22 protein-coding genes are annotated in these 19491 nt (G+C 46.1%); 13 read left to right on the forward strand and 9 right to left on the reverse strand.

Going from position 1 to position 19491, the window contains the following annotated elements; genetic code table 11:
• Positions 1–169: IS1/IS1595 family N-terminal zinc-binding domain-containing protein (locus tag A3IE_RS23400; protein WP_020395767.1), on the reverse strand; the 169-nt coding region annotated here is incomplete at its 3' end.
• Positions 170–484: 315 nt separating this feature from the next.
• Here A3IE_RS23400 and A3IE_RS0111475 point away from each other — a divergent pair.
• The 3 genes from A3IE_RS0111475 (at position 485) to A3IE_RS0111485 (ending at position 2719) form a co-directional block, all read left to right on the forward strand.
• Complete coding sequence (locus A3IE_RS0111475) at positions 485–1885, forward strand: cytochrome P450 (protein ID WP_020395768.1); 1401 nt, start codon at positions 485–487, stop codon at positions 1883–1885.
• Positions 1886–2118: 233 nt separating this feature from the next.
• Entirely contained in the window at positions 2119–2298 is a 180-nt protein-coding gene (locus tag A3IE_RS21650) for a FitA-like ribbon-helix-helix domain-containing protein (protein WP_425425138.1), read from the forward strand.
• Between the two features lies 1 nt (position 2299).
• A complete protein-coding gene (locus tag A3IE_RS0111485) occupies positions 2300–2719 on the forward strand; it encodes a type II toxin-antitoxin system VapC family toxin (RefSeq protein ID WP_020395770.1) in 420 nt (139 codons plus the stop codon).
• 67 nt (positions 2720–2786) lie between these two features.
• Here A3IE_RS0111485 and A3IE_RS0111490 read toward each other — a convergent pair whose 3' ends face one another.
• The 3 genes from A3IE_RS0111490 to A3IE_RS22720 all read right to left on the reverse strand — a co-directional run bounded on the left by A3IE_RS0111490 (position 2787) and on the right by A3IE_RS22720 (position 3939).
• The gene (locus A3IE_RS0111490) at positions 2787–3023 is read right to left on the reverse strand and encodes a DUF2789 family protein (protein WP_020395771.1); all 237 of its coding nucleotides are present in this window, start codon (positions 3021–3023) and stop codon (positions 2787–2789) included.
• Between the two features lie 156 nt (positions 3024–3179).
• Complete coding sequence (locus A3IE_RS21655) at positions 3180–3791, reverse strand: SDR family oxidoreductase (RefSeq protein WP_020395772.1); 612 nt, start codon at positions 3789–3791, stop codon at positions 3180–3182.
• Positions 3763–3939 carry a hypothetical protein gene (locus A3IE_RS22720; protein WP_157832868.1) on the reverse strand — a complete coding sequence of 59 codons (177 nt, stop codon included), beginning with the start codon at positions 3937–3939 and terminating at the stop codon, positions 3763–3765. Before A3IE_RS22720 ends, A3IE_RS21655 begins: the two co-directional genes overlap by 29 nt.
• A gap of 97 nt (positions 3940–4036) precedes the next feature.
• Between A3IE_RS22720 and A3IE_RS0111500 the strand changes: the two genes are divergently transcribed.
• The 7 genes from A3IE_RS0111500 to A3IE_RS0111530 all read left to right on the forward strand — a co-directional run bounded on the left by A3IE_RS0111500 (position 4037) and on the right by A3IE_RS0111530 (position 13216).
• Positions 4037–4924, forward strand: coding sequence for a LysR family transcriptional regulator (locus A3IE_RS0111500; RefSeq protein WP_020395773.1), 888 nt, complete (start codon positions 4037–4039; stop codon positions 4922–4924).
• Between the two features lie 183 nt (positions 4925–5107).
• A complete protein-coding gene (locus A3IE_RS0111505; RefSeq protein WP_020395774.1) occupies positions 5108–5575 on the forward strand; it encodes a formate dehydrogenase subunit gamma in 468 nt (155 codons plus the stop codon).
• On the forward strand, positions 5572–7122 hold the full coding sequence (locus tag A3IE_RS0111510; RefSeq protein ID WP_020395775.1) for a formate dehydrogenase beta subunit: 1551 nt from the start codon (positions 5572–5574) through the stop codon (positions 7120–7122). Before A3IE_RS0111505 ends, A3IE_RS0111510 begins: the two co-directional genes overlap by 4 nt.
• Before the next feature lie 9 nt (positions 7123–7131).
• Positions 7132–9978 carry a formate dehydrogenase subunit alpha gene (fdhF, locus tag A3IE_RS0111515; protein ID WP_020395776.1) on the forward strand — a complete coding sequence of 949 codons (2847 nt, stop codon included), beginning with the start codon at positions 7132–7134 and terminating at the stop codon, positions 9976–9978.
• Positions 9975–10796, forward strand: a complete 822-nt coding sequence (gene fdhD / locus A3IE_RS0111520; RefSeq protein ID WP_020395777.1) for a formate dehydrogenase accessory sulfurtransferase FdhD — start codon at positions 9975–9977, stop codon at positions 10794–10796. The genes fdhF and fdhD overlap by 4 nt, the downstream gene beginning before the upstream one ends.
• A 42-nt stretch (positions 10797–10838) precedes the next feature.
• On the forward strand, positions 10839–11189 hold the full coding sequence (locus A3IE_RS0111525) for a DUF6176 family protein (protein ID WP_020395778.1): 351 nt from the start codon (positions 10839–10841) through the stop codon (positions 11187–11189).
• Positions 11190–11446: 257 nt separating this feature from the next.
• On the forward strand, positions 11447–13216 hold the full coding sequence (locus tag A3IE_RS0111530) for a lamin tail domain-containing protein (RefSeq protein ID WP_169333058.1): 1770 nt from the start codon (positions 11447–11449) through the stop codon (positions 13214–13216).
• Positions 13217–13315: 99 nt separating this feature from the next.
• Here A3IE_RS0111530 and A3IE_RS0111535 read toward each other — a convergent pair whose 3' ends face one another.
• A complete protein-coding gene (locus A3IE_RS0111535; protein WP_020395780.1) occupies positions 13316–13960 on the reverse strand; it encodes a glutathione S-transferase in 645 nt (214 codons plus the stop codon).
• Positions 13961–14065: 105 nt separating this feature from the next.
• Between A3IE_RS0111535 and A3IE_RS0111540 the strand changes: the two genes are divergently transcribed.
• The 3 genes from A3IE_RS0111540 (at position 14066) to A3IE_RS22090 (ending at position 16759) form a co-directional block, all read left to right on the forward strand.
• Positions 14066–14944, forward strand: coding sequence for a LysR family transcriptional regulator (locus A3IE_RS0111540; protein ID WP_020395781.1), 879 nt, complete (start codon positions 14066–14068; stop codon positions 14942–14944).
• 121 nt (positions 14945–15065) lie between these two features.
• A complete protein-coding gene (locus tag A3IE_RS0111545; RefSeq protein ID WP_020395782.1) occupies positions 15066–16265 on the forward strand; it encodes a DUF2157 domain-containing protein in 1200 nt (399 codons plus the stop codon).
• On the forward strand, positions 16262–16759 hold the full coding sequence (locus A3IE_RS22090) for a GDYXXLXY domain-containing protein (RefSeq protein ID WP_020395783.1): 498 nt from the start codon (positions 16262–16264) through the stop codon (positions 16757–16759). The genes A3IE_RS0111545 and A3IE_RS22090 overlap by 4 nt, the downstream gene beginning before the upstream one ends.
• Here the strand turns inward: A3IE_RS22090 and A3IE_RS0111555 are convergent.
• Genes A3IE_RS0111555 through A3IE_RS0111570 form a run of 4 tightly spaced genes read right to left on the reverse strand, consistent with a single transcriptional unit; the run spans position 16756 to position 19414 of the window.
• Entirely contained in the window at positions 16756–17043 is a 288-nt protein-coding gene (locus tag A3IE_RS0111555) for a 2Fe-2S iron-sulfur cluster-binding protein (protein WP_020395784.1), read from the reverse strand. The genes A3IE_RS22090 and A3IE_RS0111555 overlap by 4 nt on opposite strands.
• A gap of 2 nt (positions 17044–17045) precedes the next feature.
• On the reverse strand, positions 17046–17417 hold the full coding sequence (locus A3IE_RS20515; protein ID WP_020395785.1) for a hypothetical protein: 372 nt from the start codon (positions 17415–17417) through the stop codon (positions 17046–17048).
• A gap of 22 nt (positions 17418–17439) precedes the next feature.
• Positions 17440–18729, reverse strand: a complete 1290-nt coding sequence (gene waaA / locus A3IE_RS0111565) for a lipid IV(A) 3-deoxy-D-manno-octulosonic acid transferase (RefSeq protein WP_020395786.1) — start codon at positions 18727–18729, stop codon at positions 17440–17442.
• Complete coding sequence (locus tag A3IE_RS0111570; protein WP_020395787.1) at positions 18722–19414, reverse strand: BPSS1780 family membrane protein; 693 nt, start codon at positions 19412–19414, stop codon at positions 18722–18724. Before A3IE_RS0111570 ends, waaA begins: the two co-directional genes overlap by 8 nt.
• Between the last annotated feature and the right edge of the window lie 77 nt (positions 19415–19491).

The raw sequence follows: 19491 nt of genomic DNA on the forward strand, positions 1-19491 counted from the left end.
CAACAATTTTTTCGGGAATACCGTCGCGGTTGCCCACATTATGATAGTAAAGTTGAAAACTACGTTGGCAATCACGGCAGCGGTAACGCGGTTCACCACTACGCGCATAGCCGTGTTTGTAAATCGATGCACTTTGACAGTAGCGGCAGTCGACTGGTACGGTGGCCATACACACCTCTTCCTCAGATCAAATGCCTTTAACGATAAAGCTCCATCAAAGCGTTTTCAACTCCCTTAAATCACGACCTAACGTTTCAATGGGATTTTGTCCGATACATTTTGCGCAGTGGATTATATGAGGAGGTACGTCGTATTTTGCGTCAAGCACTAAGAAGCCCCCTGCGTTTGAGTGATTTGACTTATCAGTTCGCGCTTAAAGAATAAACGCCTCTCTAAACTAATAACCTTAGTTTTACATAGACTGTCCATTATACCCAAGATTATTGCTGTATGATTGCCGCATTTAACCCATTAGAATAATTCCATGAATAAGCCTAAATGCCCTGTACATACTGTTTCAGAAACGGCTACTGCTCTCAATACAGGCTGGCCTGCTGGTCCAAAAAGGCGCTTACTTGGCTGGAGTTTATTAAGTCAATTGCGCCGCGATTTTTTGGGTAGTTTTCAGTTGTGGCAACAGCAATATGGTAATGTTATCCATCTGGATATTTGGCCTGAACATGAAATCATTGTAGCGGATCCGGCTTTAGCACGTGAATTATTAGTCACTCATCATCAGGCACTTATTCGTTGGGAACATGCGATACAGGTCTTTAGCCAATTCGATGGGCACAGTGTGCTTACCACCGAGGGTCAAACGTGGAAGCAAAAACGCGAAGCTTTACAGCCTAGTTTTACGCAAAAAAACTTGCAACAGTTTATTCCGCAAATCGTAGCCGCTACGGAGCAAGCAGTGCAGTCGTATACGACGTCAGCCAAGCCCGTCGAAACCCTGTTAACGGCGTTGACGATGGATATTATTACGCGCCTACTCTTTTCTAACGCATTAACGGGTGAGGAAATGACTAAAGCGCCGCAGGCAGTACACACCCTACTCATGCACGCCAATGCAGAGTTTTATGTGCCCATGAAAGTACCCCATTGGTTACCGTGGAAATGGGAAAAGCGGCGGGCTTTAAATTATTTACGCCAATGGATTGACCAACATATTCAAGCACGTTTAGCCTTAGACGATGCAAATTGGTCACCTGATTTATTGTCACAATTGTTGCATTTACATCAACAAGACCCGACCGCTTGGTCATTAACCAGTGTCGCCGATGAATGTATGACACTGTTTCTTGCGGGGCATGAAACGACGGCGGTGACTTTGCGTTGGTGGCTCTGGTGTATGGCAACCCATCCACAGGCACAAATGCAAGCGCGTGAAGAAATTGCTCAAGTGTTAGGACAATCAGCCCCTACGGCTGAAACGCTGGGACAATTAAATTATTTGCAGCAAACCTTAAAAGAAACCATGCGCTTATATCCCGCTGCACCCACACTATTAACACGCCGCTCCACTCAAGCAATTCAACTGGGCAATTGGCAATTTCCAGCACGCACGCTGTTTATAGTGCCCCTGTACTTAATGCAGCAGGACGCAGAGTGGTTTGAAAATCCCAAGCGTTTTATGCCTGAACGCTTTGATGGCAAAACCACACCACCACGCGGTAGTTATATGCCTTTTGGGATTGGTACACGGGTCTGTTTAGGGCAGCATTTAGCGACGACGGAAATGGTAGTGATTGCTTCTATGCTATTACAACGTTTTAACCTCACGCTGACAGAACCTATGAGCTTTGACGGTATGAAAGCCGTGTTTAATGTATCGCTGCGTCCCGAGAAAAACTTGCCTATTAAACTGGAACCTTTAAATTCATGAGCTAAGTCTATTCCTAGAGATGTTACTGAGCACCTGCTAGTGCGCATGGCGTATGAATTAATATAGGGGTGGGTGGGGCCTTGCTTTGAGGGGGATTTTTCCAGCTTGCTAGCATTTTTAAAAAATGCTGGCATTGCGTGCGTTTGCTATCATTTCAGGAGTCTATGAATAGTGAAAGGTGAATCATGGGAAACTTAAGTATTCGACGTTTAGATGACGCTACTTTATAAGGATTGCGGGTACACGCTGCACGGCACAATGTGTCAATGGAAGAGGAGGCGCGTCGTATTCTGCGTCAAGCCGTGAGCAGTTCCGTGCGTTTGGGGGATTTGGCTTGTCAATTATTTGGCAAAGAATCAGGGATTGAATTGGAGTTACCCCAGCATAGCGCGCATGTGCCTTTGAGTTTTTAGTATGATTTTACTAGACACTAATATTGTTTCTGAATTGATGCGCCCTGAGCCACAAACCACGGTTATTGAATGGCTGAATGCCCAAGAACCTTTGGATATCTATATTTCGGTTATTACGATAGCTGAAATTGAGTATGGTTTATGGGTATTGCTAGAGGGACAAAGGCGGCGTCTATTGCAGCAAAAATTTGCTTGGTTTATTGCACAAGGTTTTGCAGAGCGGGTTTTGGATTTCACAACCGAAGTCGCGCATCATTATGCGGATATTATGGCGTATCGACGTAGTTTAGGCGTGCCAATGAGTGTACCTGATGGACAAATCGCAGCGATTGCACGGTTCAATCGTTTCACTTTGGCCACCCATAATAGTAAGGATTTTGAGAATTGTGGGTTAATGCTGGTTAATCCATTTTCTGCCTAGAGCCACGCCTTATCAAAGTGGGTAACTAAGAAAAAAGTTGCACCGAATTATTTATAGCTTATTAATCCTACGCATCCTCATGCAGTCGTACATTTAACTCTTCAATGACACCCGCCCAGTTAGCATTGGTCGCCCAGCCTTGGCACAACGCTTTCGATTGTGATTCTGTCCAAAAATCGGCTTCGCTCAAATGCACACCACGCGGCACTTGATGTGTTTGAATAAATTGTTCAATTGATGCTTCGTCGTTGGGTAAACCCAATTGTTTGAACAAGGTGGGGAGATCATAGATTTCGCCAAGCATTAGGGGCACTCCTTGAACGTATCAATGTTTCAATAATTTTATTGTAGTGAAATTATCAGGATTTGCCCGTTAACCTTAGTAAAATACTAGGATTTAATGCTCGCCAATCCTAGCAATAAAATAAGCAACGTATTGTAGATTTATCTTTGGCATGGCTCATCCCAAGGTATAACCACCATCCACTGTGAAATTTTGCCCATTCACATAGGATGCGCCCTTGCTAGCTAAAAACACCACTATGGCGGTAATTTCAGCGGGTGTACCCGTTCGATGGGCGGCAGTGGTTTGCATAAAATCAGGGGCAGCGTCGCCCATTAAGCGGTGCAACATAGGCGTTTGGGTTACGCCCGGGGAAACGGCATTAACCCGTATACTATGCGGACTATATTCCAAGGCAGCGACACGGGTTAAACCTAAAACAGCCTGTTTGCTGGCGGTATATAAAGCGGTTTGTGCAAAAGCAGATTGCGTGACAATCGAGGCATTATTAATAATGCAACCACGACCTTGTTTGACCATCGCGCGTAATTGGTGCTGCATACACCACCAAACGCCACGTATATTGGTATTCATAGTCAGCGCGTAATCGTCGTTCGTATTATCAATAAATGCTCGGCTCACGCCTTCTGTGCCCGCATTATTAAATGCAATATCTAAGTGCCCATAGTGCTCCAGTGTGGTTTGTACTAGATTAGCAATCGAGGCTTCCTGTAAGACATCGGTTGGCACAAACAAGGCTTCACCACCAGCGGCTTGAATAGCACTCACTACTGCTTCTCAGGTTGCCGCCGTGCTGCAACCACGACCTTGCAACCGGCTTGCGCTCTAATGCTTGAGCAGATGCTTCACCAATGCCAGACGAAGCGCCTGTTACCATTGCTACGGTTTCGCTTAAATCCAATAAATCAGTCTGCATGAGTTTTTCTCAACTTGAACGAAGAGAGAGTATGCAGCTAAAGCGATTGTTTGATAATCTGCATAATCCTAGATGAATTGCTGAGAAAAATTCACGAATGCCCCGTCCTGCCCTGAATGATCTGGTTGCGTTTCGTACCGTTGCACGTCTCAAAAGCTTTCGCCGCGCGGCTTTAGAGCTTGAAGTATCGGCTTCCGCATTAAGCCATACCCTGCGCCATTTGGAAGAACAGTTAGGCATTCGTTTATTACAACGAACGACCCGCAGTGTGTCTCTAACGGAAGCAGGGCAAGCCTTATTGGCGCAAGTCCAACCAGCTTTAGAGCAGATAGATCAGGCCTTGGATGGCTTAAATACGTTTCGTGCGACGCCACGCGGGACTTTACGGCTAAATGTACCAGCCAATGTTGCCCAGTTTATTCTTGCGCCCCATCTGGCGCTTTTTCTACAGCAATATCCTGATATTCAACTAGAAATAGTCTGTGAAGATGCATTAATTGATATCGTAGCCGCAGGGTTTGATGCAGGGATTCGGTTTGAAGAAAGACTGCAACAAGACATGATTGCTATTCCCTTGATCCAAAACCTACCTATGGTCATGGTGGCGGCGCCTTCCTACTTACAACAACACGGTACGCCCCAAATCCCGCACGATTTAACCCAGCATCAATGTTTACGTTGGCGGTTTAGCAATGGCGAATATTACCATTGGGAATTAATGGACGCAGGGAAACTTATAGAAATAGCCGTGCAAGGACGTTTTGCAAGTAATGATGCTGTAATGCTAATAGCAGCCGCTCGCCAAGGTTTAGGTTTGGCTTATTTATTTAAAGCGCAAGTTGAAGCGGACTTAGCACAAGGTAGTCTGGTGGCTGTCCTCAACGAATACTGCGACCAAAATTTTAATTTGTTTTTGTATTATCCCAGTCGAAAACAATCCGCTAGTTTAAAAGCCTTTATTGGGTATTGGCGTGAGTTTTTCTAAGACTTTAACTGGCGCAGCAAGACAAAACTAGCGCATCAATGTGTTCACCAAATCCGAACACTTCTTCTGAATTTTCTGCTTTATCAAACAAAGTACTTGTTTTAAGCTCGCAAAGTGAGGAGAACCACCCACTATAATGCTCTAGGTTGCTTTACCTCGCTTGTAAAATAATCAGGATGCACCATGAATACTGCCACCATCCAAATTTTAATTGATCGTCACTGTGAGCAAGCGGGGGCTTTGTTGCCTTTGCTACACGCGATTCAAGCTGAGTTTTCTTATATTCCCGAACAAGCTATTCCGCTAATTGCGCAGGGTTTAAATCTGTCGCGGGCTGAAGTGCACGGGGTAATTAGCTTTTATCATCATTTCCGCACCACACCTGCGGGTAAACATAGCTTGCAAATTTGTCGGGCTGAATCCTGCCAAGCCATGGGTAGCCGTGAGCTGGAAGCACACGCTAAAGCCAGTTTAGGCATTGATTACCACCAAACTACCACTGATGGCGCGATTACTCTTGAGCCGGTGTACTGTTTGGGAAATTGTGCTTGCTCGCCTTCAGTACGGGTAGACGATGAAATACAAGGGCGAATGGATGCGGCGCAATTGGATGCGTTGATTGCTGAATTACGTCAAGGCGGTGCAGCATGACTTATAAAGTTTATGTGCCCTGTGATACCACAGCCGTATCAATTGGTGCTGATAAAGTCGCTGCTGCCATCAGTCAACAAGCCCAAGCTCAAGGCTTAGCAATAGAATTAGTGCGTAATGGTTCACGCGGTTTATTTTGGCTAGAACCAATGGTCGAGGTTGAAACTGCACAAGGGCGGATCGCTTATGGCCCTGTGCGGGTTAGTGATGTGGCTAGTTTGTTTGAAGCGCAGTTTTTCCAAGCGGGTGATCATCCTCTGAAACTCGGCCTGACCGAAGAAATTCCTTTCTTAAAAAAACAAGAGCGCCTGACATTTGCGCGTGTTGGGGTGATTGACCCGCTTTCAGTATCAGATTATGCCGCACATGGTGGCTGGGTTGGTTTACGGAATGCCTTGAGTTTGACACAAGCGGATATTGTCGCTGCTGTCACTGCCTCGGGCTTACGTGGGCGTGGTGGCGCGGCTTTTCCGACCGGAATTAAATGGCAAACAGTACTAAAAGCAGAAAGTGAGCAGAAGTATATAGTCTGCAATGCGGATGAAGGCGACTCGGGGACTTTTTCTGATCGTATGCTCATGGAAGGTGATCCATTCTGTTTAATTGAAGGGATGATTATTGCAGGTGTGGCGGTCGGGGCAACACAAGGCTATATCTATCTGCGCTCTGAATATCCGCGTGCGTTTAATACGCTGAAAACTGCTATTGCCAATGCCAAAGCCGCCGGTTTTCTCGGCGCGAATATTCTTAATTCTGGCAAAAGTTTCGAGCTAGAAGTGCGTTTAGGGGCAGGGGCTTATATCTGCGGTGAAGAAACTTCACTCTTAGAAAGTTTAGAAGGCAAGCGCGGTCAAGTGCGTGCTAAACCACCGTTGCCTGCGATTCAAGGTTTATTCGGCAAACCGACTGTAGTAAATAATGTGGTATCACTAGCGAGTGTGCCGGTGATTTTAGCGAAAGGTGCTGAATTCTATGCGAATTATGGCATGGGACGTTCGCGCGGAACTTTAGCTTTCCAATTGGCTGGCAATATTAAGCAGGGCGGCTTGGTGGAAAAGGCGTTTGGCTTAAGCCTATATGAGCTTTTATATGAGTTTGGCGGTGGTAGTCGTTCTGGCAAACCGATTCGTGCGGTGCAAGTCGGTGGGCCATTGGGTGCTTATCTGCCGGCGGAACAATTCCATTTACCACTCGATTATGAAGCCTTTGCTAAAGAAGAGTTTATGATTGGGCACGGTGGCGTAGTGGCCTTTGATGAATCGGTCGATATGGCACAGATGGCGCAATTTGCGATGGAGTTTTGTGTCGAAGAATCTTGCGGTAAGTGCACGCCGTGTCGGATTGGTTCGGTGCGTGGGGTTGAAGTGATTGAGCGTATTCGCAACGGTGAAAACCGTGACGCTAATGTTGAGTTACTCAAAGATTTATGCGACACCATGATCAATGGCTCGCTGTGTGCCATGGGTGGGATGACGCCCTTTCCCGTATTGAGTGCTTTAAAATATTTTCCGGCTGATTTCGGCATCACTGCCGTGCCTAAGGTGTGAGGATTCATTATGTCTTGCCATTGCCAATCCAGTCTTGATTTAGGAACACCTGCAAGTACTTCCACCGAGCGCGTGAGTTTCACTATCGATGGTCAAACGATCAGTGCACCTGCGGGAACCACCATTATTCGCGCCGCAGCGGAAGCAGGGATCAAAATCCCGAAATTATGCGCGACTGAGCAACTCAATTCCTTCGGTTCGTGTCGGCTTTGTTTAGTACAAGTCGAAGGGCGACGCGGCTATCCGGCCTCTTGCACTACACCTGTTGAAGCAGGGATGAAGATTGTCACGCAATCACCGAAACTCGCTGAGATTCGCAAAGGCGTGATGGAGTTATATATCTCCGATCACCCGCTCGATTGCTTGACCTGCACCGCGAATGGGAACTGTGAATTGCAGGATATGGCCGGTGTGGTTGGCTTGCGCGAAGTACGTTATGGCATGGCAGGGGAGAATCATTTTGACGCTCAACATGCTCAGCCAAAAGATGAATCGAATCCGTATTTTACTTTTGAACCCAGCAAATGCATTGTCTGTTCGCGTTGTGTGCGGGCTTGTGAGGAAGTGCAGGGGACGTTTGTGCTAACCATTAGTGGGCGCGGTTTTGCTTCTAAAGTGGCGGCTGGTGCGGATGAAAGTTTCTTAGGCTCGGAATGTGTCTCTTGTGGTGCTTGTGTGAATGCCTGCCCAACAGCGACTTTAAGCGAAAAAACACTGATTCAAATGGGGCAAGCCGAGCGTTCGGTGACTACCACTTGCGCGTATTGCGGGGTAGGTTGTTCTTTCCATGCGGAAGTGAAGGGTCAGCAAGTGGTGCGCATGGTGCCGAATAAACAAGGTGGCGCTAATGCAGGTCATGCCTGTGTGAAAGGGCGCTTTGCATGGGGTTATGCGACCCATCCTGATCGGGTGACAAAACCGATGATTCGTAAGTCGATTCATGACGCTTGGCAGGAAGTGAATTGGGATGAAGCAGTGAATTATGCGGCGAGTGAGTTCAAGCGTATCCAAGCCAAATATGGGCGTAAATCCGTCGGTGGCATCACCTCTTCACGTTGCACCAATGAAGAAACATGGCTAGTACAAAAACTAGTACGCACGGCATTCGGCAATAATAATGTCGATACTTGTGCACGTGTCTGCCATTCACCGACCGGTTATGGTTTAAAGCAAACTTTGGGTGAGTCTGCTGGTACACAAGATTTTGAATCGGTGATGCACGCCGATGTGATTATTGTCATGGGGGCGAATCCAACCGAAGGTCATCCGGTGTTTGGTTCACTGTTGAAAAAGCGTTTGCGCCAAGGTGCCAAACTTATTGTGATTGACCCACGTGAGATTGAGATTGTCCGCGCTCCGCATATTGATGCAGCGTATCACTTAGCCCTTAAGCCCGGTACCAATGTCGCCATGATTAATGCCTTGGCACATGTGATTGTCACAGAGGGTTTAATGGATGAGGACTTTGTACGCAATCGCTGCGAACAGCCTGCGTTTGCACAGTGGCGCGAGTTTATTCTGCGCCCCGAAAATAGCCCTGAAACCGTGTCTGAGATTACGGGTGTTTCTGCTGATGATATTCGCGGAGCCGCACGTTTATATGCTTCAGCACCGAATGGTGCGATTTATTATGGCTTAGGTGTGACCGAACATAGTCAAGGTTCGACTACTGTAATGGGCATTGCGAATTTAGCCATGCTCACCGGCAATATTGGGCGTGCTGGGGTAGGGGTCAATCCGCTGCGTGGGCAGAACAATGTGCAAGGTTCTTGTGATATGGGTTCCTTCCCGCATGAGTTGCCCGGTTATCGCCATGTGAGCAATGATGCAGTACGTCATGAATTTGCATCTTATTGGCAAGCTGAGCTTGATCCTGAACCTGGCTATCGCATTCCAAATATGATGAATGCCGCGATTGCAGGCACCTTCAAAGGCATGTATATCCAAGGGGAGGACATTGCTCAGTCGGATCCGAATACTAAACATATTCAAGCGGCACTCTCGAATCTGGAATGCCTGGTGATTCAGGATATTTTCTTTAATGAAACCGCGAAGTATGCGCATGTGTTCTTACCTGGCGCGTCGTTCTTAGAAAAAGATGGCACTTTCACCAATGCCGAGCGACGCATTTCACGAGTGCGTAAAGTGATGGAACCCTTAGGCAGCAAAGCGGATTGGGAAGGAACCATGCTGCTGGCGAATGCTTTAGGGGTGAAAATGGAGTATCAGCATCCATCGGAAATTATGGCCGAGATTGCTGCTTTGACACCCACTTTCCGTGGTGTGACTTATGAAAAGTTAGATGAGTTCGGCAGTTTGCAATGGCCGTGTAATGACGAGCATCCTGAAGGTTATCGGATTATGCATACCGAAACCTTCACCCGTGGTTTAGGACAATTTATTCTCACTGAATATGTGCCGACCACCGAGAAAATCACGGCACGCTTCCCACTGATTTTGACCACAGGGCGCATTTTGAGTCAGTACAATGTGGGCGCACAAACCCGCCGAACTCAGAATGTGGTGTGGCACGCGGAAGATAAGCTCGAAATGCATATGCAGGATGCAGAAGATCGTGGGATTAATGAGGGGGATTGGGTGCTGATTGCCAGCCGTGCGGGTGAAACGCGAATGCGCGTAGAAATCTCCAATCGCGTGCAGCCAGGCGTAGTGTATACCACTTTCCACTTCCCTGAGTCGGGTGCGAATGTAGTGACTACGGATAATTCCGATTGGGCGACCAATTGCCCTGAATATAAGGTGACAGCGGTGCAAGTCTCGCGTTGTGAAGAGGCGACGGTGTGGCAGCAAGAGTTTGTTCAAATGGAGGCAGAACAACAAGCTTTATTGCCATGAAGTTCGAGTCAGAATTCGACACCGATAACTTAGCCACTGCCCAAGCAGTCGTGGCTAAGCGTTACGCCCACGGTGAATGGCAAGAAAGCCCTGATCGCATCGCCGAAGAAGTCCCCTTAGCTTTGATTTATAACGGCATTGCCCACGCGGTCATGCTCGGCACACCAGCGGATTTAGCCGATTTTGCACTGGGCTTTAGCCTCACTGAAGGCTTGATTCGTGAGGCCAAGCACTTGCGCGATATGGAAGTGGTGGTGTCGGAATTAGGCTTGGAAATTTATATCGACATTGCCGCTGAATCCTTCCACGGTTTCAAAGCCTCGCGGCGGCAAATGGCAGGGCGCACCGGCTGCGGCTTATGCGGGCAAGAAACCTTGCAACAAGCCATTCGCCCCATCCCCAAAATCGGTAAAAAATTACGCATCCAACCCGACGCCTTAGAACGTGCCTTAAACCAACTCCCCGATTGGCAAACCTTGCACCAAACCACGGGCGGTGTGCATGCAGCAGCGTGGGCGGATGCAGAAGGCAATATTCAGTATTTGCGCGAAGATGTGGGGCGACATAATGCGCTTGATAAACTCTTAGGTGCTTTATTTAAAAACCAAGTCAATACACAGCAGGGGTTTTTGCTGCTAACCAGTCGTGCGAGTCATGAGTTGGTGTATAAGGCGGCGTTTGCGGGGATTGAGTTAATTGCAGCGGTGTCGGCGCCGACTTCCTTGGCATTGCAACATGCTCAAGAAGCCGGATTGACCTTAGTGGGATGGGTGCGGAAGGGTGGATTTTCGGTGTATTCGGGTAGAGAAAGATTTTAGGTTTCCCTAGTTCTTCCCCGTTAAGCCTTTTGAGAGACTAACATGAAAATTGAATTCGATACCTTCCGTATAAAATTAGGCAAAGAAGCACGCGCCAAAGAATGGATGCAATTATTGCGTGAGCGAAAAGCAGAGTGTATTCAAACGCTGGAGCGCGAGAAAATGATGCTAGAAACGATTTTTATGACAGAAAAAGAGGGGTGTTTATATTTGTCTTGGTTTTCCATTCAAGGCGATGAGCCTGAATCAGTAGAAACTTCTGAGTATGCAATCGACAAGCTGCATAATGCTTTTTGGGATGAATGTATTGATACAAGTTTTAAATTAGATTGTTTTGAGCATGTAGTGACTTTTGCACCGCTCATTGTACAACAGGTGCTAAATTTAGAGTGATTTTTCAGCCGTTCTGGCTTTACATGATCATGCTTAAATAATTGAATTTCATTGAAATTACTAGCTGATTTATACCTTTAATCTTATAGCTGCCTTAGAAATACAAAGACATTTTATACTGTCAACAATTACTCATCAGGGCATGAGTTTAGGTCATTCGGTTTGCAAGCTTAGCTAGCGATATGCTTATCACTCACAATAATAACAATAAGAGATTTTGCTTAAGCTTGGTTCAATGGCTGCTAGGGCTATTGTTATTGCTAGCTTTGTTTCCTATCCGCGCACAGGCGGATTATCCGCTCTCCTCTTTACGCGGGGAGTTGGTCGTCAATGAGGTGTTGGCTCGGCAGTCGGCAGGCAATACGATTGCAGAAAATGACGAGTTTATTGAGTTATACAATGCAGGCTCGTCCAGTATTAATCTGACACAATTACGTATAATAGATGGGAATTTATTTACCAACGACTTAGATGGTACAGTCGGGAGTATTACGGGCAATACCGCACCTTTTACATTTAATTGTATGGGTGCGCAGGTTTGTGAAGGTTCTAAATGGCTGCCGCCCAAAGCTTATGCGGTGGTTTGGGTGGGACAAAAGTCCACTCGCACGAGTGCTGCTTATGCCAGTTTTCAAGCATGGTTGCGTAATGCGCCAAAGTTGAACGATACCGGCGATGATGTATGGTTGTATGAGCAAACCGCAAGCGGCTTGGCCTTAGTCGATTATGTGGCGATTGGGACGGGGAGCGGGATTAATAGTGGTGCACCTAGCACGCTGTGGGATGCAGCTTACAGTGCGAGCTTAAGCAATGTGATGCGCGGCCAATCGGTAAGCCTGGGTCCTAATGGACAATTGAGTCAGGGGGCGTGCTGGGAGCCGACGGCGAGCGGCACAGCTAGTACAACTTGCCCCACCTATTTACCGACCCTCGATACAGATAATTTTGGCACGCGTTTAACCAGTGTGGGTTTAACAAATACCCAATTGCATTCTATTAGCGGGCGTGTGTTTCATGACGCCAATGTGAATGGTTTGGATGATAGTGAAGCAGGCTTAAGCCATGTGGTAGTGGTGTTATACGATGTCTCGACTGCTAGCTGTAAATCTACCCGCACCAGCGCCACTGGTGGTTATCGTTTCAATGAGTTAACCAGTGGCAATTATACACTTTACGAAACCACCAATCTGACGACGGCCTGTCCGCCTGCCCCTCGTGATCCCAATCAGTATCTCTCTAGCAGTGCAAATCAATTAACCATAACAGTGGCGAATCAATCGGTGACGGGGCTAAACTTTGCGGACGTGCGTATGCCCAGTTTGATCACTGATAATAGTGCTGTGATTCAGCCAAATAGTGTAAGCATCTACCCACATCACTTTCAGGCTTATACCGCAGGCCAAGTGACCCTGAGCTTGGACTCCGTGGCTGATCCTGTTTTATCTTGGTCTAGTCAGTTGTATCGCGATGTGAATTGCAATCAAACTTTAGACACCAATGATACGCCTTTAAGCACGAGTTTGAGTGTGGCAGCGAATGAAACGGTGTGTTTGTTGGTAAAAGTTATTAGTCCTGCCCATGTTGCCAGTGGGGCAAGCTATCAGGTCAGTATACACAGCTCGTTCCTCTTTGGTGATGCGAGCTTGCTGAATACGCCTGTGGCACAAGCTAATACTGATTTAACAACGGTATCCGCTGATTTACAGGGCGCGGGCAACTTGGTATTAAGTAAATCGGTGTGGAATGTGACACGTAATAGCGTAGGTAGTCTAGCCAAGCCGAATGAGGTGTTGCGCTATACCTTACAATACCATAACACTGGTAATGGCCGTTTAAACAGCCTAGCACTATATGATGTAGTGCCGAAATTTGCTGTGTTGGTTGGCACTCCTCAGTGTATGAATACGCCTAGTAGCTTAGGCGTATGTCAGGTAATAGTAAATAATGGAGCAATTAGTTGGTCTTTCACAGGAACACTTCAGGCGGGGGAGCAGGGGATAGTTTCTTTTGAGGTGGAGGTAGACTAGCTTATCCTCAGGCAGTCAGGTGTCTAATGAGATGTAACCGTTGTTGGCCCTAGCAAAGGATATTGATACAAGGATCAATATCCGCCGCCATACTAATCATTAATCTTCATATTGTGGTAGAACCCATTTTGTTTCTTCGGCTTTCGCTGCGGCCAACCATTCTTGCATGGCAGGTAATTCATACATCGCCTTAGCCCAGTGATCAAAGGCTGGTGAGACTGTTAAGCCATAATTACGCACGCGCCACATAACAGGAGCATACATCGCATCGACATTGGAAAATTCACCACATAAAAATGCGCCTGTAGGTTTGTTTTGGGCTTGCCCAAATTCCTGCCAAATTTCCGCTAAGCGTTTTAAGTCGTTTTCTATTTCAACTGTCATCGGCACCCGCCTTTCTTTGCGGCAGTTCATGGAGCATTGGCTACGCAAACCCATAAAGCTACTGTGCATTTCAGCCGATGCACTCCGTGCTAAAGCACGCAAAGCCTTCTCTTTCGGCCAGAAAGCTTGTTCAGGGAATTGCTCAGCTAAATATTCCAAAATCGCTAGACTATCCCAAATCACCAAACCTTGATCCATCAAGACGGGCACTTTAGGTGGAATTTCATGCTGTGCACCAAAATTATCCAGCTCGGAATATTCCAGAACGGTTTCTTCAAACGCAATACCCTTGGCTTTCAAAGCAATCCATGGGCGTAGTGACCAAGACGAATAGTTTTTAAAGGCGATGAATAGTTGCATGACTCAGTTCCTTGGATAAATGTAATTCACAGGCGTGAACTTAATTCAATGACAAATTTAATAAAAGCGAATATTCTTGCATGAATTGTTCGGAAATTTTGCAGAATGACGCCACGCCAAATTCGTAGTGTATTAAAAGTAATGGAGCTGGGTAGTGTACAGCGTGCCGCGCAGGCGCTGCATTTAGCGCCTTCCAGCATTTCGGCACAGATTCGCGAGCTCTCTGGTGAATTAGGGGTGACTTTATTCGAAAGTGCAGGGCGTGGCATTGTACCGAGTGCGGCAGCGCGACAATTGCAGCAAAGTTTTTATGCTATGCAGGCGCTGTCGGAAGAAATTACGCAGATGGCCACCAGTATTGCGCATCAGCCCAGCGGCACTTTGAAGTTATATGCCCCTAGCTCCATGTGTATTTATCGCTTGCCGCCTTTGATTGATGCGCTTCAACAAACCGTACCCTTGATTGAAATAGTGCTTACGCACGAGCCTTTTGATTATGCGCGCGCGTTAATGACGGTGGATATTGATGCGGCGATTACCGTGACTGAGACGCTCAGCGATGAATGGAGCACGGCTTTTTTATATCAAGAGGATGTGATTTATGTATGTCATCCTGAGCGTTATCAGCCAAAAAGCCTCGGTTTGGAAGCCTTAAATCAACATCCGATTATTACCACCGAGCCGGGATGCTCGTATCGGGTAAGTGCTGAGGCACATTTTCGGCGCCAAGGCCTGCAATTGCGCCCGCGCCAAGCTTTTGCAAATGTGGAAGTGATTAAGCGTTGTTTATTGGCCAATATGGGCATAGGCTTAGTGCCTAAGTGTGTTGTGGAAGAAGAGCTAAAGCAAGGTACGCTCAAACAACAGGCGGTTGATGATACGCCTTATATTTTCTACTCAGCGTTGATTTACCCTAAGAATCGTATTGTTTCTCCTAAGCTTGCCGCTTTCTTGCAGGTGATAAAACAGTGTACAAGGCTTTAAAGTAACTAGAACCGCACTATATTCAGGGAAAATAGACTTAGTGTGTGCTAACGTGAGGGAGCGCGCTAGGTTGAGTTGCGCTAGTAATGATGACTAAAAAATTTTGGGCACGCGTTAGCTTATGGCAGGCATAGATAAAAAATTAGCGCTTTGGGAACAAAACGGGCTGATTACGCCCGACCAAGTCGATGAAATTTTGGCATTTGAAAATGGTGATAATGCTAGCCCCAATAATTGGTGGCTTTATAGCTTATTAGTTCTAGGCTCAGCGATTATTGGCTTAGGCGTTATTTCCCTTATTGCTGCGAATTGGGCGAATATTCCCGATTCAGTTAAGTTGGCCGCCGATTTCCTACTCTTAGGCAGTACCGCTGCGGCTATTATTTGGCAATATGACAAAACCAGTGGTCATTGGTTTGATGCACTGATTATGATTTTTCTGATTTTATGTCTTGCCACGATTGGCCTTATTGCACAGATTTATCATATTCATGGTCAGTGGTATCATGGTTTATTATTATGGTCAGTCATTACCTTTCCGCTGACAATATTTTCGCGCAATGTGTTTGTGCGTTTCTTTTGGGTAAGTCTATTCTTACACGGTTTCGTGTGGAGCTGCATCGCTTTTGCTGATCAGGGCTTGGGCAAAAATTTCCAAGCGATGCCTGCTATATTTCTCTTTGCACCGTTAGCCGCCGCCTTTTTTTATTTACTGACCCAGCGCATTAAGCCTATCACACATTTTGCCAGTAGTTTTTATTTCTGGTTTGAAGTAGCTGGTTTGGTTGCTTTGATAGCGATCGATTTGATTCGCTCGGGCGGAGATGATCAAACCTTTAATATTGCGTGGTATATTCCTTCTTGGCTGGTGGCGGCTTTAGTCATCGGCTTGATTGTGACGCGCAACGATTATAGCTTATTAAATAAAGCCTTATTGATTAGTGCTTTGGTTTTATTACTTTTCTATTATCAGCCTAACATTTTATTCAGCGGTCACACGCGTTATACCTTTGCTGCCTTGGACGCTGTGCAACCCGTGAGTTTATGGATGGCGGATGATGTTCGTGCTCCTTTATTAACGACCTTGATTTTGTTTCTCTATGCGATTCATGCCGGTAATTGCGGGCATCATCGCACCTTTAATATGATTACCTTTTTGATTGGTTTGCGGTTTGTGGTGTTGTACTTCCAAGCCATGGGTGGATTAGCAGCAACAGGAATTGGATTAATCGTGTCAGGCTTAATGATTATTGGGATAGCATGGTTTTGGTATAGTAGTCGTGAGCGCTTGCAAAATTGGAGCAAGAGGCTAGCGTCATGAAAACGCCCAGAATGCGCTTAGTAGCTGCTTTGGTCTTTCCCATTGTAGTATTAGCCGGCAATGCGTGGATGAATCATCAACAGCGTGAGGCAGGTAAGCGTATTACTTTTCCTATCGAAGGTTTTGATCCACGTGATTTATTGTCAGGGCATTACTTGGTTTTCAAGGTGAACTACGAAATTGCCCAAGGCAATAGTTGTCCCAGTAGCGATATTAATGCCAAATTGTGTTTAGAGCCAGAAAAACGGGTTTATCCTGAAGATGAATTACCCGCGCAATGCACGCTTTATTTGCCGGGTACCTGTAATAGTGACAAGCAATTTGATGCAGGATTTGAACGCTTTTATATTCCTGAGCAGAAAGCGGCGCAATTAGAGCAATTAGTGCAAGCCAAACGTGCTAAATTAGAGTTATCGATTGATCAATACGGTAATGCTTCGATTCGTGATTTATTAATTGATAATAAGCCATGGAAACAAGTGCTAAGTGATTAGCTTTTATTTATTTCAGCATGATCAATAATTAAATCACTCCGCGCATAAGCGCAACAAAACAAGCCCCTTCCGGCTTGTTCGTCTTCTTCAAATAAGGCTAAGGGCATACCATTGGTATATTCAACCTGTCCTTGAATAATTTGCCCTAAGCACATACCGCATAAACCCGCTCCACAACCCCAAGGTAGTGGAATATTTTGCCGCAGTGCCGCTTGCAAAATACTTTCTTGTGCTTCAACTATAAATTGATAGTTAGTATTACGAATAATGACGGTATAAGTCATGATTAGTTAGCAAATTGATAATAAGCTTGATTGATATAATCACTTAATTGTTTTAAATCCGCTTCACCCAAAGGCTGAGCTAAATTAGCATTACAGCGTGTTACTTGCGCATTAAGCTGCATTAAATCCTTCATTTTATGCTCAGGACGGGTATAAATTTTTGCATCATGGCAACTAACACAATTCGTGTTGTGTAGCGTTCTGCCCGGCATGGCAGCGATAGCAGCTTCTTTAGTTTGTGCTGCTGAGTTAGTGGGTTGTTTTTTATCTTCAATGGCTGGCGGAGGCGCTTCCTTTTTTTCACAAGCGCTCAGTAAAACAGCACCCAAACACACTAATAGTAGCGATTGACTAACCCGATTTACGACTCGCATGACAGTCTTTCCCATGAAATTTTTATGATGACTTTATTGGAATATAGTTTGCGATGATCTGCATTAATTGCTGCACCACACCCTGATGTTGTTGTAAGAACTGCTGAGCCGCTTGCCCTGCTTGTTCGCGTGCCAGCTTAGCATCCGCCCAAAACACCAAATGATCAGCTAAATGGCGAGCAGATTCAACTAGCTTTGCACCGCCGCTTTCGACTAAGGCGGGATAAATATCCATAAAATTGTGAATGTGTGTGCCACTTAGCACCGGAATACCCCAAAGTGCGGCTTCTAGAGGATTATGACCGCCCACTGGAACAAGGCTACCGCCAATAAAAGCGGTATCGGCCAAACCATACCACAGCAATAACTCGCCCATGCTGTCAGCAAGCCATACTTGCGTTTGTGCATCGGGTCTTTCATTCAAACTGCGCTGTATGAGGTTAAAACCTTGTTCTGCACATAGCTGAGCCACTGACTCAAAGCGTTCAGGATGGCGCGGTACAAGGATTAATAAAGCCTGTGGATTCAGTGCTAATACTTGTTGATGTGCAGCTAACATTTGCTCGTCTTCACCAGCATGAGTACTGGCTGCCACCCAGACAAAACGTTGATTCACAAGTGGTTTTAAGGAGGCTACTTGTTGAATGGTGTCAGCAGCTAATTGCAAATCGAATTTAATATTTCCTGTGATAATAAGTTGTTCGGCGTTAGCGCCCAGTACTTTGAAGCGTTCAGCATCTTGCGTCTCTCGTGCTGCGATGAGAGTAATATGGCTTAGTGTTTTACGTACTAGATTCGGAATTTTTTGATAGCGTCGCACCGAACGCTCGGATAAACGTGCATTCACTAAGAGCAAGGGAATGTGTCGTTTAGCACATGCAGCATATAAGTTTGGCCATAATTCGGTTTCTAAAATGATTAACAGCTTAATAGGGATACGATCTAAAAAACGCGCATTGGCGCCTAACCAATCATAAGGTAAATACGAATGTGCGACACGCTCACCGAATAAACGTTTTACCGTTGCTGCGCCTGTAGGTGTGGTAGAAGTGAGCCATAACGGGTAATTGGGGTAGGTATGAAGCAATGCCTCAATAAGCGGGCGGGCTGCCATGGTTTCGCCCACTGAAACCATATGAAGCATAATGAAAGGCCGCTGCGTTTGCGCTTTAATAAAGCCTAAACGTTCTAACCACGCTTGGCGATAAGCGGGATTGTTTCGTCCACGCCAAAATAAGCGCCCCCATAGAATGGGGGCAGCCAGATAAGTAATCAGTGAATAAACCGCACGTTGCCAAGTCAACTTAATCAAAAAGCTCGTTATAAGCGGTATAAAGCGCCAAGCTACTGACGGGGATCACCACCAATAGACCTAGCAGGGCTGGGATTGCACCAATGAAGCTTGCGATTAAATAGATCACCATAAACGCAGCGATAGGGGTAAAGTTTTTGAGCGAGGCACTAAAGCTTTGTTTGATGGCTTCAATCGGTGGCAAGTTATCGAATAAGACCAAGGCTGGCGCAAATAAGAACAGCATGGTCATAAATAATAAGCCCATCGCCCCGACAAGAAAGCTACCTGCACCAATTTTAGGCAAGTCACTGACAGAAGCCGCTAGGCCAGCACTGCTGGTTGCCAGCATAGAGCCACCCAATAAGAGAGACACCAGCAAAGCAATACCCAACATAAACGCCCCAACCACAAACAAGGCATTGCGTTTTTGTTCATCGCGAAACACAACGAATAAATCGCTAAACGACACCCGTTGTCGCTGAGTGGCTTTTTGTGCAGCATACAACATGCCTGCTTGCATAATCGGCAAAATCAATACGAAAATGGCTGAACCTATAAAGGGTATCCAGCCTATGACTAAGCTTGAAATACCCAAAGCAAAGGTCATCAAGCCCCAACTCAGCCAATCGACTTTGTACAAGTCCCAAGCGCTTTGATACCAAGCCAGCGAGCGACTTGCGCTAACGGTTTGGATTTGATTCATTACTCACTCCTTCAAAGTAGCCATGCTTAATGCATAAGCTTTATGCAGCTAATAGTAAGGACAATCCCCAGTAATTC

This window comes from Thiolinea disciformis DSM 14473 (assembly GCF_000371925.1).
Lineage (GTDB): Bacteria > Pseudomonadota > Gammaproteobacteria > Thiotrichales > Thiotrichaceae > Thiolinea > Thiolinea disciformis.